This is a genomic window from Stieleria magnilauensis (assembly GCA_007753675.1).
Taxonomy (GTDB): Bacteria; Planctomycetota; Planctomycetia; order Pirellulales; family Pirellulaceae; genus Stieleria; species Stieleria magnilauensis.
In genome coordinates this window covers 3,203,264-3,228,606 of the sequence record CP036432.1, presented here as the reverse complement: position 1 = coordinate 3,228,606, position 25,343 = coordinate 3,203,264, and the positions used below count along the sequence as shown (strand labels likewise).

The window sequence follows — 25,343 nt, the reverse complement described above, 5'->3', positions numbered from 1 at the left end:
TCGCCACCCTGCAGTCGCAAGCTTTCCCTCGGCACGATCGGAACATCTGGCAAGGTCTGACGTGCTGTTGGAGTTTCCACGTGCCGATCGGGGCCGGAACGTGTTGCCGCAATCTCGACCTAGCCGATACGCACAACCTAACAGGTCACGTCGAGGCCCTTCCCGGTGCGATCCCCTCCCTCGCGTCATCGGCGTCACCTGTCCCCCCGTTTTTTGGAGAACCTTCACCATGACTTCAACCCTCCCAACGACAGTCGGCACCGCAACGCTTGAGAGCCGTCCCGTGGATGATCGTGGTGTACCCTTCGGCGGCACGGTCGCAGCGCGACGCAAGCCGGGTCAAACGCCTGGTAGCCGAGAAATCGCTGCGCCGGGCCACCTGCCGATCGCCGCGGACGATGCTCCACTGGAATCGATTTCACGACTGATCAGTGAAACGGCGCACGACCTCCGCGCCCCACTGTCAACGATCCGTGAAGCGATCCGGTTGGTCCGCGATGGCGATCTGGGCAAGGTGTCCTCGGCGCAAAGCGAATGCTTGTCCGCCGCGATTAACCAATGCAACTGCGCCGTCCAACTGGTCGACGAGATGGTCCAGTCGCGTCGGTTCGATTCAGGGTTCCCCAATGTGATGCGTCAGTGGACTTCCATCGACGAACTGCGAAGCAATGTCGAAGCGACCTTGCAGTCGTGGATTCTGCCGCGCGGGATCCACTTGCTGTGGGATGGTCCGTTTGAGGAAGGCATTCAGATCTATGCGGATGCCACTTTGCTGAGACGGCTGATCGTCAACGTGGCCGGCAATGCGATTCGGGTCACGCGTGAGGGCGGTCCCGTGCTGATTCGTGCCACGGTCAATCGCGATCAGGGCATCATGAACTGGGCGATCGTTGACCAAGGCGCCGGGATTTCGCCGTCAGACATGGAATTGATCGGCGCCGGCAAAGCGCCCGCCAAGAGCATCGGCGGGTTGGGATTGATCATCAGCCGCCAACTCGCCGCGGCGCACTTTTCGACGTTGCGGATCGAATCGCGCGTCGGCACCGGGACCGCCGTCAGTTTCCAAACGATCTTGGGCGGCCCCGCCGCGGTGGCCGCACGGTGGGTCAAGTGGCGGTCGGAGTTGATCATGATCGAGCAACGCAAGATCATGAACGAAGATCAGCGGGTTCACGAGGTCCGTCCGTCCCGCTCAACCCAGCCTTCCCAATCCCCGGCACCGCCGCGACGTGTCCGCATCGACGTTCCCTCCCAGTTGATCGAACTCGGTGCCGGGGAGATGCAACCGGCCTTCCCCGACCACGTTTACCTGACCACGGTCTCGGTCGGAGCGGCGATCCCTGCAGCGGGCACCGATGCGTTTGATGCCCTGCTGCAACGCACGATGCGAATCACCGAATTGGCCTATCGCACCGGCCGGCGAAGTTGGGTGATTGCTTGGGACGCCGATGGCGAAACCGGGATCGCGAAACGGTCCGAACTCGAGCGGCTGGTGCAAAACGAACTGGGCACCATGCGAATGACCTGGGGGGCGTCGTCTCTCGTCTCGGCAACGCCGCATCCGGAGTTCAGAAACTCGCTGGCAAGTCGGCTGAGCGACCTGATGGTGCGTCAGGCCTTGGCCGGCGCACAGCAAGCGGTCAGCGATGCCGATCAAGTTCGGTTGGGGACAGGCCCGAGGCAATCGACCCCGATGGCCACGATTCGCCTGGAACAAGACGTCCATTGGCTTCGTGAATCACGTCGTTTGCCCAACGGCGTGCCGATGGAGTGACGGCGTCCGTCGCTGCGTGCGGCGCGCGAAATCGAACGGTGATGTGTGACAATGCGAACGTTTCACAGCGGGTTCACGGATCAATTGGTTTCCAGCTCGATTGACCGCAAAAAGATCTCACGAGTCTGTCGGCGACGCGATCGCGATTGACGGCGTTGATGAAGCAACATCGGTGCTGCGGTGCGACGCACACGGCACGTCGTTTGCCCCCTATTCTTGCCGACCGGTGGTGTTCCCCGCACCGCGCGATCAATCGTGGCGGTGCGCCGAATGAATGATGGTGGCTCGTCGTGGATGCCAGCCTCAGCCGGGTGAGATAACGCCGTGCTAACAAGAGGAGTCTACGATGCCTGATCCTCCCAGAACCGCTCTCGCGGACAGCACTTTGGCTCGTCACCGCTTGCTCGAACACGCCCGTCGGATCGAACAGTCCGGCGAAGGCGGCGATTCATCGTCCGGGCGACCCGCTTTGCCGGCGTATCAACCGATTCAGAACGGCACGGTGATGCCCTTCGACAACCACGCCGATCTGATTCGCGCGTTTCGCCGAATTCCCGCTGACAATCGTGGGTACCTGCATAACGCGTCGCCCGACGCGGGCCGGCGGAGAGTTCGTCGGGAACACACCCACATGCCGTCTCCGTTGGAGGGCATGGTCGCCTTTGCCCAAGATTTGTTCGAAGCGCCGGATTTCCACACGTACCTGATCGAACAAACCGCACTCGGCCGAGCGATCTTTGAAGGCTTCGGTGCCGCTCGCCGCAGCACCACGTCGTCACCGCCGACGCCGGAAGCGGAAGGGCACGTGCCGGCCGCGGGAATGCGGCGGGGAGCAGGAATGAACGCGATCGGGGCATTCCTCGACTACTCGCAAAGCATCAGCATTTCGATCCGTGATCGGGCGCACCATGCCGTGATCGTGGTCACGCCCCCGGACGGGAGCGACTTTGAAGCCTATCACTGCGTGCTGATGCGACCCCTGCTGCCATCGTTGATGCTCGGGGATTGGGTGCTCGTCTCCCCCGATGCAGCGCGGGCTTTCCTGCGCGGTTAAAACGCGGGGCGTCGACGTGGATCGGAGAACATCGACGAAAGCGTCAATCCTGTTGACGACGTTCGCGACCAGCGGGCGCCAAACAGCAACCGGCGATAACGCCGGGCCGGTCGGCGTATCACGCCGACGAAGAAACAGGGTGAGTGACGGGGGTCGAACCCGCGACATCCGGAACCACAATCCGGTGCTCTAACCAACTGAGCTACACCCACCGTGATGGTGTCGCGGCAAATTCAGCATTTGTTTTGACGCTGAATTCGCCAGCAAGATCAAGACTTTATCCGCCGCAGAAAGTTCGGTCAACGGTCTGATTTTTTTCTCTGGGCACCCGGCTTCTTTCGTCGCGGAAAAAATGGATCAATCGGCTCAGTTTTACGCCAAAACCGATCCCTCTTGCCACGCAGGAGGGGATTTGGACCGCTGCCGCGGCAATCCGTCCGCGATCGCACAATCCATTTTCGGATGCTCCGACAGCAGTTACCCTATCGGTTTACCGCTTCGAACCCCTGATTCTTTTGCTCGCAGAACCGCATGGCCCGCCGCAAGCCCCCAAATAAGACGTCACGCGGTCCGACCGCGGACAGCCCTGACGGCGGCATCGAGCCCCCGGCGGCCGTTCCCGCGGATCCGGCACCGAACGCCAGCCCAGCCAACGACGGCCCAGCCCCGAACGCGGCCGCGGTCGATTCCCAGGCGTTGCCCAGTTCCACTTGGACCGGTTTGATCAGCGCGGCGATTTTCGTGCATCTGTTCGCGCTGTTTGTGTCTTACACCGCCATCATCGAACCCTCCACGACCCACTCGAGCTTGCTGGACCTGCTTTCGCCGTACCTCCGCTCGACGCATTTCGCCGCCGACGGTCGCCGGTTTTATCTGGCGCACGCGACGCCTGACGAGCAACCCCACCGATTGCAATTCGCCTCCGCCGCGGACGGGGACACGCTGGTCATCGACCGGCAAACCGAGTGGACCACCATCGAGCCGAGCGGCATCGCGGGACTGGCCGAGTCGGATCGCTATGGCCGCTGGATGGGGCTGGTGGCCACGCTGGCCCAATCCGATCGGCCGAGTCTGGCGGCGGCCCTGCTGATGCCGTTGGTCGCCGCGGACCCTTCGATCGAAGCGGTTCGCATTGTGCGGTTGCCCACGCAACTGACGACGGCCGCCGATGACGCCGCGCCGCCGGTCTACCTGGCGCGCGTCGTTCGCGACGCCGACGAGGTCCGACTGGTTTCCATCGGGGCGAAACGATTGTCGACGTACTCCCGAGAGCAGGACGCCGATGCCGCTGGCAAAACGTCCGGCGGGGAGGCGGTGGGGCGATGATCAGAGATTGCGTTACACGTTGGACGGAGTTTTGGTTCTCGCCGTCACCGGTCGCCACGCTCCGCAATGTCCGCCGCGGACTTTGTTTCCTCGCGGTGATCTATTTTGTCTCGGCACTGGCCGACGTCGAAACCTGGTTTGCCCGCGGCGCGCCGGCGTCCAGCTCGAATTTGGCGACGTTCTTTCGCACCGCCGAATTGACCAGCGACGCGCGCTGGATGATTTCGCCGCTGTTCATTTGGGACGCGTTGGCGGGTGACTCCGCGCTCGGCGAATCCACGCTCGTTTATCGCCTGTATCTGCTGGTCGGAGTGGCGTTGGCGTTGTTCGTGGCCGTCGGCGATCGGCTGGCTGATTGGAAGGTTCCGGCGAAGCTAAGCGCCATCGGCGAGAGCAACTGGCCGAGTGTGTTGCTATGGGTTTGGTTCGTCGGCTGGGCCAACCGGATCGTCTTGCTGGCCGGAACGGTCGAGCCGCTGCTGAGTCTCTCTCTGGCGGCGGTCGCGATCGCCCCCGTCGGCCGTGTTCGATCAGACCGGGAAAGTCCCCGACCGGTCAGCTGGAGAACGACGCTGGCCCATCGTCTGTTGTCCGTCCAAGTGACATTGATCGCTCTGGTCACGACGGCGACTTTGTTTGCCAGCCCGGTCTGGTGGAACGGCACCGGTGCTTACGCGCTGGTGGCGCCCGCGCAAGATCGCTTGTTGACCGTCACTGGAACGTTTTTTGAAACGCCTATCATCTACGAACTGTTAACAGCCCTGATCGTGTGCGTCCTGCCGGTCGGAATCTTTTTGGCTTGGAAACCCGCCACCGGCAAGCTCGGCATCGCGATGGTCGTGGCCTGGTGTGGCATCGTCGGGCTGCTCTCGGCCAACCTTCTGTATGCGGCGACGCTGGCGATTTTGGCAACCACGATCGGCACGAAAGAAAGTTACCGCACCCCCGCCGGAGCGATTGGGGCAAAAACGCTCAACGACGGAAGCACGGATAACTAATCGCTAGACGCTCAGGAACGGTGAATGTGCTCACCAGTCCGCCAGATTGTTACTTTCTGTTACCATCGTGCCCCGACCGGGCCGCTTGGACACTCGAAACATTATTCATTGTTCCCCATTTTGTAGGGTTTGATCCGTGAGCAGTTTGAAAGGAAAGATCGTTGCCATCACCGGCGGAGGCACCGGGATTGGCGCCGGAATCGCCACGATCCTCGCCGAAGCCGGTTGTCGCGTCGCCATCGGTGGCCGACGGCTGGAAAAACTTCAGGTCATCGCGGACTCGGTCCAATCAGAGACTCCGATCCATTGCCATCCCTTGGACGTCGCCGATCCGAGCAGTGTCGATGCGTTCTTTGCGGACGTGAAATCGCACTACGGCGACCCCGACATCTTGGTCAACAGTGCGGGCATCAACATTCTGAAACGGACGATGGCCGAGATGGTCCCCGAAGATTGGGATCGGGTGATGCAAATCAACGCCACCGGTGCCTACCGCTGTATTCACGCCGTTCTGCCGGCGATGCGAGCGCGACGCGATGGGCTGGTGGTCAACATCTCATCGGTCGCCGGCAAACGCGCCATTTCACTCGGCGGAGTCGTTTATTGTGCCAGCAAGTTCGCGATGACCGCGCTCGGGACCGCGATCAGCAATGAAGTCCGTGACGAAGGCGTTCGCATCACCAATGTTTACCCCGGCGAAGTCAACACGCCGATCCTGGACAATCGGCCCAGCCCGGTTTCGCAGGAACACAAAGATTCGATTCTGCAGCCGGAAGACATCGCGTCGGTCGTGGCGACCATCTGTGCCCTGCCGCCGCGGGCCAACGTCCCCGAAGTGGTGATCAAGCCGACCAAGCAGGAATGGGTCTAGCGGGATTGAAGTATACTGCGGGACGGTCACAACCCCTCTACCGACGACATCTCATGATTCGACACCTGTTGCTTTGCCTGGTCTTGGTCCCCACCGTCCCCGCTGTCTGTGTTCCCTGCTATGGACAAGACAGCCAGCCGGCGACGGAGCTGCGGTTCACCATTCCGCCCGACGACGCGTTACCCGGCACCGGGCCGATGCGCCGGCATGACTGGTTCAAAAATGTTTGGAACCGTCGTCGAACCACGTTTGAATCCAATCGAGCTGCCAGCGAAGGCGCCGTCGTCTTTCTGGGTGATTCGATCACGCAGGGCTGGCGTGACGATTTCTCGGGCGCGTTGAACGGAGTCCCCAAAGCGAATCGGGGGATCAGTGGTGATACGACCCGCGGGATGTTGTATCGGTTGGAAGAAGACGTGATCAGCTTGAATCCGGCCGCGGTCGTGATGCTGATGGGCACCAACGACTTGGAAGAAAAGGCGTCACCGGAACAGATCGCCGCCAACGTCGAATTGATTTTGGACAAGCTGAAAACGCACCATCCGAAGATGCCCATCGTGTTGTGCGAAGTCTTTCCCAGCAGCGCTTCCAAAGCTCGCCCCGCCGAGAAGATCAAGCAGATCAATGAGCTGTATCGCGGCTTGGCACGCGGCGATCAGCAAATCACGGTGATCGACACGTGGACCTTGTTCGCCGATGAAAACGGTGACGCAAAGAAGATTGAGTTTCCCGATCTGCTGCATCCCAATGCGCTCGGGTACGCCAAATGGGAAGCCGCACTGCGGCCGATTTTTGCGACGTTGGGACTGATCGAAACCGAACCCGACGCTTTCGAAATCGAACCCGATGCGATCGCTCTGTTTGGCGGCACCGACCTGACCGGATGGGGTTACCGCAGGTCTACCGACCAGATGCGGAAATCGCGTGACCGTTGGATTCCCAAAACGAACGGCGCCGTCGTTTGGCCGCTCGTCGAAGAGGACGTCGCGTTTGACGGACTGACAGCCACGCCGGACGGGCGTTACCGCGCGATCGCCGACCGTCTGGTTGTGACCACGCCGCCCGAAGGCAGAAAGATTCAACAGTTATGGACGACGAAAGAATTCGATGATGACTTCCAGCTGATCCTTGAATTTCGCGCCACTCCGATGGCCGACAGCGGCGTCTTCGTGCGTGGCAATCAGTTGCAGTGTCGTGATTACGCGCTCGCCGGACCCTACAAGACCCTGACAAACTATCGCCAGGGTGACTGGAATGAACTGGTTATCACGGTCAGGGGCACTTCGGCGCATTGCACGTGCAACGGCGAAGTGATCGAAGAAGCGTTCCAAGTCCCCGAGTCCGGTCCGATCGGCCTGGAGGGTGATCGCGGCCAAGTCGAATACCGGCGGATTCGAATTCGCAAACTTGAGAATTGATCCGATGAAGAAAACCGAAGTCATCAAGCTCTTGAAGGAACACACCAATCCGCGCGGCGTTGAGAATTGGAGCAAGTGCGGCGCCAAAGGCAGTGGGCTCAAGAGTTTTGGGATCGGTTTGACCCAGCTTCGCAAACTCGCCAAACAAATCGGACGCGACCATCGACTGGCTTTGGAACTCTGGAAATCAAACGTCTATGACGCCAAGGTCATCGGGTTGTTGATTGACGATCCCAAACAGGTCACCCGCGGCCAAGCCGAACAGCAAGTCGAGCAATTGCAAGGCGGGTACCTGGCCCATGTGTTCGCCTCCTGTGACGCGACCCTCGCCAAGGCTCCCTTCGCGTTCGATCTCGCCTGCGACTGGATGGAGAGCGACGATCCGGTTCGCCGCCGCTGTGCTTATGGTTTGATCTATGAGCTTTCCAAGAAAAACCCCAAGGGCATGGATGATGAATTTTTGTTGGTGCTGATCGACCGCATCAAGAACCACATCAAGGGCGAAGACATGTGGGTGCGAGAGTCGATGAACACCGCCTTGATGGGAATCGGAAAACGCAACAAGAAACTCAACAAGGCCGCCCTCCGCGCCGCCAAAGCCATCGGCCCGGTCGACATCGACTATGGAGACGACAACGCCTGCGAACCGTTGGATGTCGTCAAACATCTGACCAGCGATCATTTGAAGAAGAAGCTGGACCTGTGAGCCGGATCGGAGATCGCGGTGGCGTTCGGACGCTACCCATTCCGTTCATCCGATCAGCCGTTTGACGCGAGCCTAGGGGCGACTTCGCATCGGTCGTGGACGGAGGCCCGGACGCTGGCGCGAACCGGCTGATCTCAAACGATGATCGGTCGTTTGGCGGGGGGCTATGGGCGACACCATCGTCCCCATCGCGTAAACGCCGGCGTGAGCCCTTCCGATTTCGTCTGATCCGGATTGACCGCCCTGTTCGGGATCGTTTGCGGCCCAGCAGTTGGAGTCCGACCGCCGATGCGGTCGCCGACGCGGTTCGAACCGGAGGCCCCCATGAACTTCACTTGGTTTTCCATCATCGCGGTCATCACAGGAATCGGCTTGCCGGTCACGATTCTGGCGTTCGCCGCGTCGTATTTGTACCGCAACCGGCCGAAGCCGGAGGAGCGGACCTATTTCTGGGACGAACGATAGGCCGCGAGCGTCGGAGGCGTATTAACCGTCGATGTTGCAGTCGGCGATCCAACGCAGCGCCTGCTGATAGGCTGATGTCAGGTGCTCGGCCGACAACGAGATCGGCGGCGTGATCTCTCCCGCTTCGAAGTTGATCACGCTTTGCAGGATGTGCCCCAGTTCGCCAGCTCGATTGAGCAAGGCGTCGTTCATGTCGTCGGCCAGTGGCAACAGCGGGATGACTTCGTCCATCGGCTTGTCCAACAGTGCGTCCATGACCGAAAGCAATCCAAGCGTGTAGTAGCGGTCCGGTCGCGTGGCGCGTGATTCGCTCGCCAGCAACTCGCACATCTTACCGCGAATCATGGCAAGCTTGATCAGTTCTTGCGGCTTGCCTTCGTCGATGCTGGTCATCAGCATCATCGAGGCCAGAGAACGCAAACGCGAGATCCCCATCAAGGTCGTCGCTTGCTTCAACGAATCGATCGTGCGTGTCGTCGCGGCGTTGGCTGAATTGACGAACCGCAGCAACTTGAACGAAAGATTCGCGTCGGTTTGGATGATCCCTTCGACTTCGCCGACCGTGATGTCGGGGTTTTGCAGTTCGGACATCAGTCGCACAATCGAGGCCACATTGACTTGTGTCTTGCGTTGGCTGATGACCTGGGGACGACAGAAAAAGTAGCCTTGGAAGAGGTCGCAACCGAGGCTCTTACAGAGCTCGAAATCCTCTTGTGTCTCAATCTTTTCGGCCAAGATGGTGCGCACGCCCAACGCACGCAGCTTGCTGATGTGATCCGCCAAGTCTTCTTTGGGGATCAGCGGAAACTCGATCTTGACGATGTCCGCGGTCCCGATCAACGCTTCCAACTCGGGGCGATAGACGAAATCATCCAGCGCGATCTTGTAGCCTTCTTCGACCAGTTTCTCGATCGCCGAGAGCACCTCCTCGTCCGGTTCGATGTCTTCGAGGATTTCCAGGACGACGCGGTCGGGCGGCATGCACGACAAGTTATGACTGGTCAGCAAGTTGCGTGTCAAATTGATGAACGCCTTTTTCGAACCGACGATCGTGTCCAGACCGATATCGGTGAACGTATTGAGCAGCACGTTGGCTGTCGCCCGATCACCATCGGTGATCATCGCGGCGTTCTGCTCCCCCGATCGGAACAGCAACTCGTAGGCAAAAACCTCCACTTCAGGAGTGAAGATCGGTTGACGTCCCACGAAGGCGTTTTCGGCGGGGGAGGACGTTGCGCCGGGAGAGGTTTGGCAGGTCGACATGACGGATAGAAATCTGTTGAAGCGGGAGTGATGGTGGGCGAATCCCTATCTTGGCGAGACCAATGCATGTTGCTGTCGCAAGAAAGCCGATGACGGCGCATGACCCCACTGTTGGAAGTCTAAGTCATCTTTTGCATGGTCACGCCGTGTTCACGCCAATGTCATGTCCGTCGTCCCTCACGCGGGCACGTCGGGTTGCTGCCAGGCACTCATCCCTCCGTCGACGTAAATCGTCTGGCCGTGAATGTGCTCGGCCGCATCGGACAATAAAAAGATCACCGTACCGGCACACACGTCGCCGGTCGGAACGCGCCCGTTGGGTGTGTGCAATTCCATCCAACGGCGCATCTTGTCATCGCCGATCGCGCCATCGGTCAACGGTGTTCGCACCAGACCGGGCGCCATGGCGTTGACCCGAATCCCCTTGGGCGCCAGCGACACGCAAAGCGAACGGACCATCGCCGCGACCGCCCCCTTGCTGGTGTCGTAGGCGGTGTGATCGGGTTCGGAGAGCAACCCGTTGATCGATCCGGTGAACACGACGCGTCCCTGGACCTCGGCATCCACCCAACGCCGCGCGATCGCCTGAGTCAAGAAATACCCCGCCGCAACGTTCAGATGCATGGTGGTTTGGTAGCGGTCAAAATCCATTTCCAAAAACGGCACGTCGATGTACGTCCCGGCGTTGTTGACCAACAGGTCGATTCCTGGCATCAACGCATCCACTTCCGCCATCAAGGAATCCAGGTACTCACCCGGGGCACGCGATAAATCGCACAGCACCAGTTCGGCGCGGACTCCGTGTCGGCGACATTGTTCCAACGTCTGTTCCGCCGCCGCGTCGCGTCGTAATCCGACCAGCAACACGTCCGCACCGGCTTTCGCCGCCGCGATCGCAATCGCCCCGCCGATGCCCTGGGTCCCGCCGGTGATCAACGCCTTTCGGCCACTCAGTTCGTTCATGATCAATTTCGCTCAAGGGTGCAAGGGATGGTCCAACGACACGAACGCAGCGGTTCCTGTCGTCGTCAGCTTGAAAGACGACTGAAATACTGACACACTTTGGCTTTCCCATTCACCGCTTCCAACCCCACCAAACCATGTCTTACCAAAAACGTATCGAAGAACTCGGACTCGAACTACCACCTGCGCCTGCACCGGCCGGCGTTTACAAGCCCGTCGTCGTCGTTGGCGGTCTTGCCTATGTTTCCGGGCATGGACCGTTAAAGCCGAACAAGACGCTGACGACCGGTCGTCTGGGATTGGACTTGGATGTCGAATCGGGGTATGAGGCGGCTCGGCAAACCGGTCTGGCCATGCTGGCCACGCTGCAAGACCACTTCGGTTCGCTCGACAAAGTGAAACGGGTGATCAAGTTGCTCGGCCTGGTCCAGTGCATCGAAGGCTTCCCCGATTCGCCCGCCGTGATCAACGGTTGCAGCGAGTTGTTCCGAGACGTGTTTGGCGAAGAAAACGGCGTCGGCGCTCGCAGCGCCATCGGCACCAACAGCCTGCCCGGAAAGATCGCCGTCGAAATCGAAGCCATCTTCGAAGTCGACGCGTAGCGAGTTCATCCCGAACGTATGGCCTGACGCGATCGGAGCCCCGTCCGTTCTCACCAGCGGCTCAATGCCTCATCGAGCAACCGCAACGACTCGTTCCCGCCTATCGCGTGGTCGGCGATCGTGTCGGTCATCAAGGCGACGGAGCGGTCACGTGGCTTCGACTCGTCCGTCGTTTCCATCACGGCAATCCCGGCGGACGGGGTTGCCGATCTCGCCTGCGGAGAACGAGTGACCAGCAACGAGACCAAGAATGCCTCTGGGGTTTCAGCGTCATCTGCGACTTCCGCCCGTTGCGCCTGCCCTCCCGAACCAGAAGACGAACCGTTGGATGTCGGCGGTGGTGGTGGCGGCGGCGGGCTGGACGGCCCATTCCAATCGCCCGAGATCGGAGTCCAACCGGCATTGCCGCCGGGGCCGAAGATGAAGAAGTAGTCCGACGCTCCGGCGGTGAACGAATCCTTCAAGTGGAACCGCGAGACCGCCGGCTCATACAAGCCGATCGTGTCGGTGCCGTCGCCGTTCCAGTCGCCCACCATCGGGAGCCAACCGGCATTGCCGCCGGGGCCGAATCCAAAATACTGGTCCGAAGCCCCCGACGTGAACGTGTCTTTGAGATGGAACAATGAGATGTCGGGTTGATAGAGTCCGATCGTGTCGGTGCCATCACCATTCCAGTCGCCGGCCAACGGGATCCAGCCCGCATTGCCGCCCGGGCCAAAGGCAAAGTATTGGTCGGAAGCCCCCGACGTGAACGTGTCTTTGAGATGGAACAGGGAAATGTCCGGTTGGTACAGCCCGATCGTGTCGGTGCCATCGCCGTTCCAATCGCCGGCCAACGGGATCCAGCCCGCATTGCCGCCGGGGCCAAAGGCAAAGTACTGGTCTGATGCGCCCGGCGTGAAGCTGTCTTTGAGATGGAACAACGAGATATCCGGTTGGTACAGCCCGATGGTGTCGATGCCGTCGCCGTTCCAATCGCCGGACAACGGAATCCAGCCGGCGTTGCCGCCGGGACCGAAGGCAAAGAACTGGTCTGAACCACCCGAGGACAACGCGTTTCTGAGATGGAACAGCGGAGCGTCGGGTTGGTACAGTCCGATCGTATCCAGCGTGATGCTGCCCGAACCCAAACTGCCGTCGTCATTGGAAATGGTGCCGATCGCCGACGTGACGGCCAAACGTGCACCGTCGGACGGCCCCGACAACGTGACTGTGAATCGCTCGTCGGCTTCCCCGACGCTGTCACCGCTGACGTTGAACGTCACCACCTGCGAGGTGGTCTGCCCGGCCTGGAATTGAACTTGCCCCGACGGAAACGAACCGCCAAAGTCGGCGGCGTTGACCGGATTCCCATCGCGAGGCGTCACGGCATAGTTGACGGTCGCCGACGATGACACATCACCGCTCCGCGTCACCGTGAAACTAAACGATGTCGTGCCGGAATCCCCTTCGGACTGTGTCAAATTTGATGCATTGATCGATGCGATCGTGGTCGCAGGAATCACTTCGCTGATCGCCAACCCGGGGATCACAATCCCGGCGCTTCCCGCGTTGGCTTCGACACGCACGCGGATCGTCCCGAACTCGGTCGCGGTGACGCGTTCGGCGTACGACTCCAACGTCCGTGCGTTGCTGCCGGCTTCGTCATTGATCATCAGCACGCCGTTGCTGGTCACTTGGTTGAACGTGATCGGCGTGCCGTCACCGGTGATCGTGACGCGCTGGTCAAATGTGTCTATGAAATTCTCGAGCGCAAAGACATACAGATCGTATTCAAACCCCGGTGTCAGTCCGGCCCAGGTGACGTCGATCGGTGCCGGCGGGCCACCGAAAGGACCGCTGTAGAGCAGCCCGTCGATCCCCGCTAACGAAGGTGTGTGGCTGGGCAACGTGCCGCTGGAAGGCGTCGAGGTTCCGCTGCCGGTGTTGTCATCAAACAACAAGTCGATCGTGGTCGCGTTTCCGGCTTCGTCGATCAAGTCATTCAAGACAAACGACGGCGGATTCGAACCGACGTCTACCCGCGTCCAATTCGTCGGCGACGAACCCGCGATGGGGTCAAAGTCGATGCCCACCAATTGTCCGCTGCCGGACGCCGGAAACGCCGAGTCGTTGTCGATGATGTCCGCGGCCACACTGGCAATGGCCAGCGACAGCGGATAATTCGTCGCGTCGTCGGTGGCGGTGATCGCGTGCGAAATCGTACTCGCGTGCGTCCCTTCGACCGCCAAGTCATCGATCGCACGGACAAAGACATTCTGCGGCGTCGTGTGATTGAACACCAGCGTTTGGCTGCCGGCGAACGATCCGGCCGCGTTGGTCAAACTGATTTCGCTCTGCGCGTCGGCCGTTACCGTGATCGTCACGTCGGCACCGCCGCTGGGCGCAGAGTCCAACGCGATCTGATAGGAATCGGTCACAATGCCCGGCGTTTCGCGAAGCGCTGTGCCCGCACCGGTTTCCACGATCGTCACGCCCGCGGCCGAAGCGTTGGCGGAGACTGAAAAATTCTGGTCGGAGATGTCAAAGAACACATTGCCAACACCCTTGGCACGAATCCGAGCTTGGCTGGTCGAGACATCAAGATTGGGCACCACAATCGATGCGGACCCGTTGTTGGGATAGTTGCCGAGCAGAATCGGAAACGTGTTGCCGCCGTCCAGGGACAGACTCAATTGAATCGTCGCCGTGTTGATCCCGTTGGCATTGGTTCCCGCGACGGCCCAGGTCACCGTCTCGCTGCTGCCGCCGGACCACGTCACCGAGGTGTTGGGCGACGTGATTTCGAACGCGGCGCCGGTATCGACCACGGTCACGCGGACATCATCGCTGCGGACGCCACTGATCGTCGCGCCGCTGACATCGTGATTGTCGCGCGCCGTCGCGCGGAAATTCATGACGCGACTTTGGGTCGGCAAATGTTCGCCGCGATTGGTCAACGGACTGGTGTTGGCCAAGATGTCCGACAGCCGTGGAAAGGTGCGATCCGGGGCGGCTGTCGGGGCAAAGGAGCGGAACAGTGGGCCGACCGCATCAGCGGCGTCGGGAATCGGCACCGTTTGTCCGCTGCTGGGGGAACCGACATCGATCTGTTCCCAGGTGTACGTGAGGCTGTCACCGGAGTCGGGATCCGAGGCGTCGGCGGTCAGGACAAACGGCGTGCCGGCGGGGATCGTGACATCGGGGCCGGCATCGATGGTCGGAATCGTATTGCCGTTGGCCACCGGCGGTCGCAAGGTGGGGATGGTGGTTGAGATGAAGCGTTGGATTTCGTCAAAGCTTCCCGCGTGAAAGTAACGTTCGTCGCCAGGTTCGACCGGCAGATTGTCGCTGCCGCAAATCCCTTGATACGCCATGATCGTCGAACCGCTACCGGGTTCGTAGGAACTTTCGACGGCGCGTTGCGAACAGTTCCCCGACGCGCCGTTGAACGAATGTTCGGCGCCGAATTGATGTCCGAGTTCGTGCAGCAGAATGCCGAGCATCGAATCGGATACCGTAACGACGTTGTTGGACCCCAGGGTCAGAGGCGACGAGACGCCGGAGACGCCTTGCGCCTTGTTGCTTTGTCCGACCGCCCCCAGCGTTGCCAGTCCGCCACCGGCGCCGACCGCCAACACGTGGCCGAGATCGTATTCGTTGCGCGCACCCACTCCCGTGGTCGAGCTGCCGGAAATCGTCAAACGGTCTTCAATCTCCGGGCCGTTTTCAATCAGCAGGGAGTTCGTGTCGCTGTCGCTGTATCCATCGAAGGACGTGCTGCCGGTGGAAATCAGCAGATCATTGTCGGGAATCAACTCCAGCTTGATCGCCAACTCGCGCTGAAAGATCGCGTTCACCTCGGCAACGATTTGATCGAGGGCATCGCTCGCCACATTCCGCTGCTCCGTCTGCGTCGCCGTTTGTGGATTGCAGGTCGTCGAGACGGTGCAGGCCTCCGCGGTGAATTCGACCGTGGTGGCCAACGCAAGTTTGTAGGTCGACACGCCTGCTCCGACGCTCAGATTGTCGACACCGATCGCCAGCAACAGACGCCGTTCCAGAACTTCGAACACGCGGCGGCGCGATGGCCGACGGGGCGTCACACCACCACGTCCGGTGGCGGTCAACCCTCGTTTTCGACGTGGTTTCGAATCAACGTGACGTCTGTTTGCGGACATGTAAGGAGCTCTTTCGTCTGGCCTGATCGTGACAACAAATCCATCGAGACGGGGCCGCCCGTTCGGGACCGGCCGACGAAGAAGAAAGGCCCCAGATGCAGCGGTCATCGCTCAACACAAACATGTGGAACATCCTCCATCCTTCCTGCCGAATCCGATCGCGAAACGTTTTTCTTTGGTGTGATAAGATCCTTTATGCCGGTTATTCCCGTTTCATGAGCCAACCCCAGTTTAGTCCTCCCGGGAAGGGCCGCACAATTTTGCCGCCCATCGCCTGTTTCAAGGGGGGCGGCTAACAAATAACGGCCGAATGGAGCCGTTTGGCGCGAGCCGACGGGTCACCGAGCGTCGGGCGTTGGCGGAGGCCCGGACGCTGACGCGAACCGGCTGATCTCCCACCAACATCAGCCGTTTAGCGCGAGCCGACGGGTCACCGAGCGTCGGGCGTTGGCGGAGGCCCGGACGCTGACGCGAACCGGCTGAGGCCGAACGGGGATCATCCGCCCGTCACCGACTTGGGCGTGAAAACCGAAATCGATTTCACCAAACCGGTTCTTGCCCACCAGAATCGCCCCACGAAAAGGCGTAGACTGTCAGCCAGGTTCCAGATTCACCATCACGACATTCAAGGTTTTTTGATGCGTCTCCTTTCCGCATGCCTGCTCACCGTTGCGACGCTCTTGGGAAATACCGGTCTGATTGCCCAAGACCCAACTCCCGATCAACGAAAGTACCTGCTCGACCGTGTCGATGACGTCGCCATCGTCCAGCTCTACGTCGACGGGTTCGAGCAGTTGTCGCTGCGAGAAAAAACACTGATCTATCATCTCTCCCAAGCCGCCATCGCCGGACGCGATATCTACATCGACCAACGCTACCGCTACTCGCTTCGCATTCGCGATGTCCTGGAGGGTGTGTTGACCCATCCGCAAGGGATCGACGAAACAACCCTGGCGGCGATCCGGAAATACATGAAGCTGTTTTGGGTCAACAATGGGCCTCACAGTGCCTTGACCGCCCAAAAGAATTTGCTGGAGTGCACGGCCGAGGCCTTCGACGAAGCGGTCAAGCAAGCCGTCAAAAACGGTGCCCAGCTGCCGGCTTCCGGCGAAGAGTTGTTCACGCTGATGGTGGAACTTCAGCCGGTCCTGTTCGACCCCACCTTTGAGACACATGTCACCCAAAAATCACCGCCTGAGGGCGTCGACATTCTGACCGCCAGCGCCAACAACCTCTACCACAACGTCACCGCCGCGGACCTGGACGGGTTTCAAGAACGCTACCCGCTCAATTCACAACTGATCAAAACGGACAGCGGGAAACTGCGCGAAAACGTTTACCGCAGCGGATTAGACAGCCTGGTTCCCGCCGGCATGTACGCCCAGCCGATCGCCAACATCGTCGCTCATCTCGAAGCGGCGATTCCCTTTGCCACGCCCGAGATGGCGCGTGCCCTGGGCGCACTGATCCATTATTACCGCACCGGCGAAGCCGTCGATTTCTACGGGTACAACATCGCGTGGGTCGCCGACAAAGACAGCCCCGTCGACACCATCAACGGGTTCATCGAAGTCTACATGGACGCGCGGGGCATCAAGGGATCGTGGGAGGCCGCGGTCTACTTCAACGATCCGATCAAAATGGACATGATTCGAAAGTTCGCCGACAACGCCCAGTGGTTCGAAGACCGCATGCCGTACGCCGAATCGTTTCGCAAAGACAACGTGAAGGGGATTTCGGCTAAAGCGATCCAAGTCGTGATGGAAACCGGTGACTCCGGCCCCGTCACTCCGATCGGAATCAATTTGCCCAACGACGCGACCATTCGCCAGCGATACGGCAGCAAGTCCGTTTCGCTCAGCAACGTCATGGAAGCCTACGACAAGGCCAGCACGCCGTCGGCGCGGGCGGAGTTCTGTTACGACGATGCTGAATTCGCCCGAGCCGACCAATGGAAATCCACCGCGCTGGCACTGGAAGTGAACATGCACGAAGTCATCGGGCATGCCTCCGGCCAAGTCAACGAAGGTATCGACCCTGCCGTCTCGATCAAGGAATACTACAGCGCACTCGAAGAAGGCCGTGCCGACCTGGTCGCGCTGTATTTCATCGGCAATCCGAAATTGATCGAACTCGGGTTGGTCGAAAACGAAACGGACCTGAAAGAGATGCAGCTGGCGGCCTATGAAGCCTACACGCGAAACGCGATGACCCAGCTGCGTCGGATCAAGTCAGGGACGACGATCGAAGAAGACCACATGCGGAATCGGCAGATGATTGTCGGCTGGCTGGCCGCCAACACGGACGCCATCCGAGTCGACGTCCGTGACGGAAAAACGTACTTTCGCGTCGCCGATGTTGCTGCCTGGCATCGCGGCGTCGGTCAGTTGTTGGCCGAAGTGCAGCGAATCAAATCCGAAGGCGACCGAGCCTCTGCCGAACGGTTGATGAAGGATTACGCGATCAATATCAATGTCGCTTTGCGCGACGAAGTGTTGCGCCGTTATGCCGATTTGGACCAACCCGCCTACACCGGTTTCGTCCAACCCGAATTGACCCCTGTGAAGGACGACCAGGGCAACATCACCGACGTCCAGATCTCCTACCCCCAAGACCTGGAAACCCAAATGCTGAAGTGGTCCGGGGCGATGGCCCACTAGCCGGTGCGGCGGCAGACGGCTGATAATCCGTTGACATCCGTCGGGAGAGCGCCAGCGATTCCAGCATCCCGGAGGGATGCCAGCGAGTAGCCGGAGGTGAGCGCAGCGACACCTCCGGAGATCCGGTCTCCCGTCGGACGCGACCTCGGAGGGTGTCGCTGTGAAGCATTTATTCCCTGCGTTTGACGAGGTGTTAGCGGCAGGGCGCAAGCCCTCCGGTCCCTCAACGTTCCCGAAACACCGGAGGGCTCGCGCCCTACCGCCACCAGCTCCCTCAATTGATCTCGACAAGCTCGACGATGAAGTGCAGTCGGGCCCGTGGAGGGATCGGGCCGCCGGGGGTGCCGCGCTCGCCGTAGCCGAGTTCATGGGGGATGTCCAATTCGATCATGCCGCCCTCACCGATCAATTGCAGTCCTTCGGTCCAACCGGGGATCACACGTTTGAGCGGAAAGGGAGTCGGCTCTCCCCGACGATACGAGCTGTCGAAGATCTTCTTGGAGTCCAACCAACCCTTGTAGTGGGCCACCACGCTGTCGGTGGCCTTGGGTTTGGGTTTGTCGCTCTTGCGGAGCACGCGGTACTGCAGTCCCGAATCGGTCTTGCTGAATTTTTTCGGGGCATCGGGATCGATCTTACCCGGCGCAACCTTCTCCAGCTTGTCGGCCGGGCCCGCCGTGATCGCTCCCTGACTGGTTTGGACGTCTTGCTGCAGTTTATCTGCGGTGTTGAGCACGCCGCCGATCGCGCTGCCCTGACCCCATGACGTCGCCGCCAACAGCAAGACTGCAACAAACGGAGTTCCGAGCACGAGTGATTGTTTCATCGAAGTGAACCTGATTCAGGAAGGGCGAGGGAAGATGGGGGCCATGATTGCATCGATCAGACAGCCAAAATTGTACTCGATTCGCGGATCGGTCGAGAGCAGCAGCCTCTCGGCGGGAATCGGCATACGGTTTGCGGCCTGATTCGATTTTGTTTCCGGTGACCAGATGCTGTGACCATCGGGCACGTGTCCAAAACGGTAAATCTTCCTTGACGCCTGAGGAAAGCTCAATGACGACCATCAATGCGAATTTGGAAACCAAGGTGCAAAGCGTCATGCAACGGCACCCTGTGACCATTCACGACTACCAAACCGTCCACGACGCCGTCGATGCGATGACCGAGCACCATGTTTCGGCGCTGCCGGTCGTCGACGATGGACGCTATCTCAAAGGCATCCTCACGCTCAACGATCTCGTCCGATTGGTGCAAGATGCCGAACGAACGCTCGAAAGCGACTTGGCGATCTACGACACCAGTTATCTGGTCGCCGATATCATCCGCGAAACCCTGGGCACCGACGAAGTCGCCAGCGTGATGTCGGGTGTGATGTTCAAGGTCAAGCAGGAAGACACACTCAAGAGTGCCGCGAAGTTGATGATCGAACATCAACTGCATCATCTTCCTGTCGTTGGCAAAGACATGAAACTGCTGGGGATCCTGTCCTCGATGGATTTCGTTCGTCTCGTTGCCGACGCGACTTAGCATCAACGGCACTCACGACCCCAGCACGTGGCGTCAGCCAGTGGCGCGCAGTGATGTCAAAAGCAGTGATCTCAAATCCTGCTCGCGCCGCTCGCTCACCGGCTTGTTGATTTAATCAGCCGTTTGGCGCGAGCCTACGGGCGCCGGAGAGTAATTGACAAGATGAATGTCCGTACGCTTGCGCGCTCGCGGCTAATCCCACGTGCGATCGGATTAAATCAACACGCCGTCACGCTTCCCGCTGGTAGTGGCGACTGCGGCCGCCTCTCCCGCTATCTTTAACTCACGAGACAACCTTCGACTCCAAGGTTTCGCCGGCAACGGGGCAGACGAATCCCGGCGGCTTCAAAGCCAACACGCTGCAGGACACGTCGGCCAGAACGGATTCGGCGGTATTGCCGATCAAAAAGCCTGCGATCCCGGTACGGCAGACCGTCCCCATGACCAACAGGTCCGCTTGAACCTCCTCCACCATGTCCGAGATCACGTCGGCTGCCGGTCCACGTCGGACATGGAATTCCGGTGACACTTCGGTCATCCCCGTGTCCCGATAGAGCTCGCCAAGATGGGTGCGGATGTTCTCCGCATGGATCGAAAACACGTCCTCGAACTGGTCTTCGCCAAACGATTGATGGAATGGTGACTCCATCGGCAGTTCGAACGGGACTTCCAAAGGCATTTCCCAAGCACTCAGCCAATGCAACGTCGCCTCGTCGCTGCGTGCAATCTCCAGTGACAGTTCCGCGATCGCTTCGTTCAACTTTTTGTGCGGGGTGTCCTGTCGGTCGACGTCGATCGCCGCCAAGACCTGGTCGAAATCGCCGTGTACCTGGGGCTTCAGTAGCAGCATCGCGCACGGGCACATCCGCAACAGTGCACGGGCCACGCTGCCGACCACGCGTCCGGCGCCGCGAAACCCGTCGGCCGCCTTGATCACCAAATCGTGGTCGTTGCGGAGCACTTCGCGGATCACTTCCATCGCCGGATCACCGACGGTGACAACGATGTCGATGGGAACGGACGCGTCGTAGAACTCGCTCACCTGTTCTTGCAGCTTGGCACGATGATCTTCGATCAACAACCGTTGTAACTCGTCCGGACTGGCGACCCCTTTGAACAACCGCAGAATCCGAGGCACGGGCTTGATCACATCCATCAGCGTCAACGAGGCGCCGTTTTCCATCGCCAGCACGATCGCTCGCGCAATCGCGCCCTCGGGTTCCTCCGTTCCCGTGTACACCAGCAACTTTTTGAATCGTTCCATCAAAGGACCCTCGAAATCATCGTTATCGATCGTTCATCGGCCGCTTCGATGCAAACGATGTACCGTCAACGCGACGGAGAACGAATCCAACCGGGGACGCTCCAAAGCCTGCTCGTCTGCGGTTGGCCGGTACCAATTCATCACCAACCTGGAATGACAATCCGTGCGGATGAGCACAGGCGTGGATCGCGACAGCGCGCCAATTTGGACCGGCTGTGACAATGTGTCAAATCGTCAGTTGCGAAAGACGTCATCGAGCCATCGCAGCGAAGAATCGTCGCGCCCTTGAGTTTCTGTGTCGCGCTGGTGGTCGGTGATGGAGCCGATTGCGCGGAGGTTCGAGGGCACGGAGTCGCTCGATGGCGCATCGATGCGCCTCGACGGGGAGCCTCGGATGCGGGCAACGGCTCAGCTTGTCGGGATCGCCAGTAAGGCTTCGCAAAGTTTGTCGAAACCGGGCGTCGTCTCGGTCGCTTCGATTTGAAGGTCGCGGACCAGTTTGATTTCCGACTGACGGATCGCCCCGCCGGCGACCAGCATGTCGACGAGGATCGTTTGTTCTTCAAGATCGATCTTGCCGTCCTTGAGCAACACGTGACGCATCAAGGGTAGAAACAGCTCGTCGAATTCCGGACAAACGTCATCCGCTTCGCCGATCAGTTCGACCAGAAACGCGACGTCGTCAAAGTCCAATGCGCCGTCTTCTTCGACGTACCGGCGAATTCGCGCGACTTCGTTTGAGCTGATCTTGCCGTCACTCAGCAATTCGGACTTCAGTTGTTTCAGGTGGGCCACAAGTCTTTCCTCACGCGATTGATACCAAGCACTAAAGGAATCTAGATCACAGTCTGGCTGGTCCGGGCGATTTCGAAATCGATTTCGAACCATCCGCATCGCCCCCTGCTGCCGGTCCGATCCTAAGAGACAGACCGCTTGTGCCGTTTCTAACGCCGACGAACACCACGCCGCGAACGTCTAGCCCTCGCCGCCGCAACCGAGACCGTTGCTCCCCATCATTCTGCCGCGAACGATTCGAGCTTCTTCACACCTGCCCCCTTTTTTTGCCCGCCATTTTTCTGCCATCTTTCGCGGAACAAACCCTTAAAAAGAGGCAATCACAACGAAGAGCTCCCGGGAGCGCACTGACGAATTGTTGTCGAAGTGTCTATTTTTTTTGAACTTCACAGCCGCTCGCGCAACTTTCGTCTTGTCATGAGCATCGAGAAAGAACGCATCCGTACCGCCTTGCTAATCGTCCGGTTCCAATCCGGCGACGATTCCGCGTTCGATGATCTGTATTCTCAGCGACGCGACTGTGTCCGAGGCATGGTTTGGCGATGGACCGGCGGGGTTCCAGGCGTGGTGGACGACGTGTGTCAACAAGTCTGGTTGTCGGTTCTTAGATCGTTACCCGCGATGAAGCAGCCGATGGCATTTGATGCCTGGATCGGCCGCATCATTCGCGCGGAACTTGCCTTGATACTCCGACGCCGACGACGAGCTGCTGTTCCATTGGATTCGATCGCCGAACCCGAAGACGTGCTTCGTCCCGGCGAGCAGCCGCCGAGCTGGGAGGTGTTGCAAGACGCCTTAGAACAGATCGATCACGCATCCGCCGAGCTTTTGCAAATGCGATTTTGGCAGGGACGCTCGTACGATCAAATCGCGACGACACTGGGCATTCCGATCGGTACGGTGCGATCTCGCTTGCACTATGCCAAGAAAACCTTACGAAGCCATTTGACCCGAGGAAACGATGATGTCTGAAGAGCCAGAGCGGTTGATCGACGAGAAAGACGGAAAGCCCGCGGCGGGTCAGCATCATGATCCGACACTCCAACGGGCACAGCGAAACGCCAGGAGAGGGAAACGGTTGACCGGATTGCTCGCTGCAATCACTGCGTTGACCTGGATCGCCGCCGGCGCGACGGCCGTCTGGACCACGGACCTCTGCCTCAAGGTCGCGTTCCACGGCTTTCACGGACCGATGACCGACTATCAGAACTTGCACAACGAACTGATGGACCAGTTCGGCAAAAACGGGAGACTCAGTAGCAGCGATGTTCCTGCCGATCTCTGGAAAGAATACAACCAGCGACGACGGATCCTTTCCGATCAGCACCTGGCCATGGAGACGTCGATTACTGCCACCATCGTCTTGTTCGTGGTCGCGGCACTGCTGAGTGTATTGCTGATCATCACCTCGCGACGAAGCACACTCAGCCAAGTCGCAGCCAGCGTCCGTTCGATCGAACTAATACTTCAAGACCCGTCCTCCGCCCCGCAATCCGATTCCCTGGCGGATTGAGGTCTTCAACGTGCAGAAAGGCTGGGGCTCTCGCACAGGCATTGATCCACCGACACCCGTATGCCTCTTTCGCCTCTTTTTGCCGGCGTTCGCATTTTTCTGAAATTGGCTGTAACACGTTGAAACGTGTCACGCTTTGCAGGGTGAATTCACTGCTCCTCACCCTGTCAAGAACTATGAAAACAGCAACAAGTGTCGTCTTGGTCGCTCTGTTGGCCGTCTCTGTCGGATCGGCCCAAAATCCCTGGGGCGATTGGGTGCCCCAGCCGATTCCGCAAACGACTTCCAACCTGAAGTATCAACAGCGGGCCGGCTCCACCACGACCCATCGCAACGGCGCTGTCAGCGAATCGTGGTTCAACTCGGGCTTCACCCAGGAAGCCGGCGTCGAAATCGGCGTTTCCTCTGGTAACGACAAGCAACACGGGACCAAATTCGGCCGGGAACGGGACGAAAAGTGGTTTGCGGGGGTTCGCGGAGGTGTTCGAGCCGGTTACGCAGCGGACACGGGCGTCGCTCAGACCGGACAGATCGGCAACACCCGGGTCAGATCGTACGCCGAGGCCGAGGCATTCGTCGGCGTGGAAGCGGGCGCACAAGCTGGGGTGAGCAACAACGGAGTGGGCGTCAATGCAAATGCGTTTGCGGGGGCTCGGGTGGGAGCGCGGACGGGAACCGAGGTCGGACCGGTCGATGCCGCGGTGACGGGAGAAGCATGGGCGGGAGTGGGCGTCGAAGCCGGAGCCGACGCGAAGTACAAAAACGGTCGAATCAAGTTTGACTACGGCGCCGGAGGGGCAATCGGTGTGGGCGGCAAATTTGGCGGTGACGTCTCGGTCGATGTTCGGCAACCGATTAAGGCCGCCAAGGGACTCGACTCGACCCGACGAAGCGTGTCAAACGACGTCGGCAAAACCGCTCGCACGGTCAGCGGCTCGACACGCAAAAGCGTCAAGAGCGTCAAGAGCACCGGCAAGAAAGCGAAACGCTCGATCGGAAAGCTCTTCAAGTAACGAGCCCCCGTCCGCGGACGATCGACGGGCTGCTACACAACGTCCCGTTTTTCTGTCATCTCCCGCGACCGCCCCGTTCCTCGTCAATCCTGCTAGGATGGATAGAAGATAGAACCTGCCGATTTCCGGCCTGTCGATTCAATCGACAGGCCGTTTCGACACCGGCACTGACGCTTCTCTTCACGGATTCGACGCCATGACATCGACTTCGTCTCCCAGCCTGTTTGCCACTCCGGGATCAACCGATGACGGGCTGGTGGACGGGATTCGCGCACAAGACGATCAAGCATGGGAACAGCTTGTCGAACGCTATTCGCCGTTGATCTACGTTTGGTGCCGAAAGTGTGATTTGCAACCTGAAGATGCCTTGGATGTGTCTCAGCAAGTTTTCGGCGCGGTCCATCGATCGATCTCGACGTTTTCACGGCGTCCCGAGGGTCGCGGCGGATTCCGAGGCTGGTTGTTCGTGATCACCAGGAATGCGGTCCGCAATCATCTCGAACGCACCCTGCGGGGACCGCGTGCACAAGGAGGCAGTTCGATCCAGTTAAGGCTGCTCGCGGAACCCGAGTCACTCGATGAAGCATCCCTGTCAGCGGCGACACGTTCAGCCGACGGTCGATCGGATCCACATGCACCGGTGCAGGCCGCTCTCGACGCGGCCCGCCGGGATTTTGACGAACGGACTTGGCAATGTTTTTGTCGGATTGCACTCGAAGGGCACACTGCAGCCGAAGTCGCGGCGCAATTTGGGATGAAATCTTCGGCCGTGAGGCAGGCGAAGTACCGGGTGACGCGGCGGTTGAGACTGGACCTTGGACGTTTTCTTTGACGGCGTAACTCGCTTTAGCAAAATGACTTAAGGCTTTTTGGGGTGTCAAAACCGGCGGCGAATGGACCGGTCCGCGTTGCGCGTTGGTGTTGTTCAGTGTGGCACGCCGGCGTTTGTCACTCCGCCGTGCGTCAGA

21 protein-coding genes and 1 tRNA gene are annotated in these 25,343 nt (G+C 59.7%); 15 read left to right on the top strand and 7 right to left on the bottom strand.

The features are described from left to right. Positions 1-229: 229 nt before the first annotated feature. Together TBK1r_RS11505 and TBK1r_RS11500 are read left to right on the top strand one after the other, a co-directional pair. A complete protein-coding gene (locus TBK1r_RS11505; RefSeq protein WP_145210333.1) occupies positions 230-1,774 on the top strand; it encodes a sensor histidine kinase in 1,545 nt (514 codons plus the stop codon). Positions 1,775-2,120: 346 nt separating this feature from the next. Continuing rightward, positions 2,121-2,828 (top strand): hypothetical protein, encoded by a 708-nt coding sequence (locus TBK1r_RS11500; protein WP_145210330.1) that lies wholly within the window; start codon positions 2,121-2,123, stop codon positions 2,826-2,828. Positions 2,829-2,966: 138 nt separating this feature from the next. Here TBK1r_RS11500 and TBK1r_RS11495 read toward each other — a convergent pair. Further along, positions 2,967-3,040: transfer RNA gene (locus tag TBK1r_RS11495), tRNA-His, on the bottom strand. 319 nt (positions 3,041-3,359) lie between these two features. On the opposite strand from TBK1r_RS11495, the gene TBK1r_RS11490 reads away from it, so the two are divergent. From TBK1r_RS11490 to TBK1r_RS38515, 6 genes are all read left to right on the top strand, one after another. Continuing rightward, positions 3,360-4,154 (top strand): hypothetical protein, encoded by a 795-nt coding sequence (locus TBK1r_RS11490; protein WP_145210327.1) that lies wholly within the window; start codon positions 3,360-3,362, stop codon positions 4,152-4,154. After that, entirely contained in the window at positions 4,151-5,152 is a 1,002-nt protein-coding gene (locus tag TBK1r_RS11485) for a hypothetical protein (RefSeq protein ID WP_145210324.1), read from the top strand. Before TBK1r_RS11490 ends, TBK1r_RS11485 begins: the two co-directional genes overlap by 4 nt. A gap of 136 nt (positions 5,153-5,288) precedes the next feature. After that, on the top strand, positions 5,289-6,023 hold the full coding sequence (locus TBK1r_RS11480; protein WP_145210321.1) for an SDR family oxidoreductase: 735 nt from the start codon (positions 5,289-5,291) through the stop codon (positions 6,021-6,023). 53 nt (positions 6,024-6,076) lie between these two features. Continuing rightward, positions 6,077-7,441: a GDSL-type esterase/lipase family protein gene (locus TBK1r_RS11475; protein WP_145210318.1), complete on the top strand. Its 1,365-nt coding sequence runs from the start codon at positions 6,077-6,079 to the stop codon at positions 7,439-7,441. A 4-nt stretch (positions 7,442-7,445) separates the two neighbouring features. After that, positions 7,446-8,147 carry a DNA alkylation repair protein gene (locus tag TBK1r_RS11470; RefSeq protein WP_145210315.1) on the top strand — a complete coding sequence of 234 codons (702 nt, stop codon included), beginning with the start codon at positions 7,446-7,448 and terminating at the stop codon, positions 8,145-8,147. A gap of 324 nt (positions 8,148-8,471) precedes the next feature. Continuing rightward, on the top strand, positions 8,472-8,612 hold the full coding sequence (locus tag TBK1r_RS38515) for a hypothetical protein (RefSeq protein WP_419581238.1): 141 nt from the start codon (positions 8,472-8,474) through the stop codon (positions 8,610-8,612). Between the two features lie 21 nt (positions 8,613-8,633). Here TBK1r_RS38515 and TBK1r_RS11465 read toward each other — a convergent pair whose 3' ends face one another. Then, positions 8,634-9,875 (bottom strand): EAL and HDOD domain-containing protein, encoded by a 1,242-nt coding sequence (locus tag TBK1r_RS11465; protein WP_145210312.1) that lies wholly within the window; start codon positions 9,873-9,875, stop codon positions 8,634-8,636. A gap of 177 nt (positions 9,876-10,052) precedes the next feature. Continuing rightward, positions 10,053-10,838, bottom strand: coding sequence for an SDR family NAD(P)-dependent oxidoreductase (locus TBK1r_RS11460; protein ID WP_145210309.1), 786 nt, complete (start codon positions 10,836-10,838; stop codon positions 10,053-10,055). A 137-nt stretch (positions 10,839-10,975) separates the two neighbouring features. Here TBK1r_RS11460 and TBK1r_RS11455 point away from each other — a divergent pair, with 137 nt between their 5' ends. Then, positions 10,976-11,440, top strand: a complete 465-nt coding sequence (locus tag TBK1r_RS11455) for a RidA family protein (RefSeq protein WP_145210307.1) — start codon at positions 10,976-10,978, stop codon at positions 11,438-11,440. A gap of 50 nt (positions 11,441-11,490) precedes the next feature. On the opposite strand, the gene TBK1r_RS11450 is transcribed toward TBK1r_RS11455, so the two are convergent. Next, positions 11,491-15,600 (bottom strand): reprolysin-like metallopeptidase, encoded by a 4,110-nt coding sequence (locus TBK1r_RS11450; protein WP_419581237.1) that lies wholly within the window; start codon positions 15,598-15,600, stop codon positions 11,491-11,493. Positions 15,601-16,238: 638 nt separating this feature from the next. On the opposite strand from TBK1r_RS11450, the gene TBK1r_RS11445 reads away from it, so the two are divergent. Then, positions 16,239-18,260: a dipeptidyl-peptidase 3 family protein gene (locus TBK1r_RS11445; RefSeq protein WP_145210301.1), complete on the top strand. Its 2,022-nt coding sequence runs from the start codon at positions 16,239-16,241 to the stop codon at positions 18,258-18,260. Positions 18,261-18,534: 274 nt separating this feature from the next. Here the strand turns inward: TBK1r_RS11445 and TBK1r_RS11440 are convergent, their stop codons facing one another. After that, positions 18,535-19,086 (bottom strand): FKBP-type peptidyl-prolyl cis-trans isomerase, encoded by a 552-nt coding sequence (locus TBK1r_RS11440; RefSeq protein WP_145210298.1) that lies wholly within the window; start codon positions 19,084-19,086, stop codon positions 18,535-18,537. Positions 19,087-19,316: 230 nt separating this feature from the next. On the opposite strand from TBK1r_RS11440, the gene TBK1r_RS11435 reads away from it, so the two are divergent. Next, a complete protein-coding gene (locus TBK1r_RS11435) occupies positions 19,317-19,790 on the top strand; it encodes a CBS domain-containing protein (RefSeq protein WP_419581236.1) in 474 nt (157 codons plus the stop codon). Between the two features lie 283 nt (positions 19,791-20,073). On the opposite strand, the gene TBK1r_RS11430 is transcribed toward TBK1r_RS11435, so the two are convergent. Next, on the bottom strand, positions 20,074-21,054 hold the full coding sequence (locus TBK1r_RS11430; RefSeq protein ID WP_145210295.1) for a universal stress protein: 981 nt from the start codon (positions 21,052-21,054) through the stop codon (positions 20,074-20,076). Between the two features lie 408 nt (positions 21,055-21,462). Then, on the bottom strand, positions 21,463-21,849 hold the full coding sequence (locus TBK1r_RS11425; protein WP_145210292.1) for a hypothetical protein: 387 nt from the start codon (positions 21,847-21,849) through the stop codon (positions 21,463-21,465). 417 nt (positions 21,850-22,266) lie between these two features. Here TBK1r_RS11425 and TBK1r_RS11420 point away from each other — a divergent pair, with 417 nt between their 5' ends. The 4 genes from TBK1r_RS11420 to TBK1r_RS11405 all read left to right on the top strand — a co-directional run bounded on the left by TBK1r_RS11420 (position 22,267) and on the right by TBK1r_RS11405 (position 25,207). After that, the gene (locus TBK1r_RS11420) at positions 22,267-22,821 is read left to right on the top strand and encodes an RNA polymerase sigma factor (RefSeq protein WP_145210289.1); all 555 of its coding nucleotides are present in this window, start codon (positions 22,267-22,269) and stop codon (positions 22,819-22,821) included. Beyond that, positions 22,811-23,362 (top strand): hypothetical protein, encoded by a 552-nt coding sequence (locus TBK1r_RS11415; protein WP_145210286.1) that lies wholly within the window; start codon positions 22,811-22,813, stop codon positions 23,360-23,362. Before TBK1r_RS11420 ends, TBK1r_RS11415 begins: the two co-directional genes overlap by 11 nt. A 176-nt stretch (positions 23,363-23,538) precedes the next feature. Then, on the top strand, positions 23,539-24,375 hold the full coding sequence (locus TBK1r_RS11410; RefSeq protein ID WP_145210284.1) for a hypothetical protein: 837 nt from the start codon (positions 23,539-23,541) through the stop codon (positions 24,373-24,375). Positions 24,376-24,571: 196 nt separating this feature from the next. After that, positions 24,572-25,207 (top strand): RNA polymerase sigma factor, encoded by a 636-nt coding sequence (locus TBK1r_RS11405; protein WP_145210281.1) that lies wholly within the window; start codon positions 24,572-24,574, stop codon positions 25,205-25,207. The last annotated feature ends 136 nt before the right edge of the window (positions 25,208-25,343 follow it).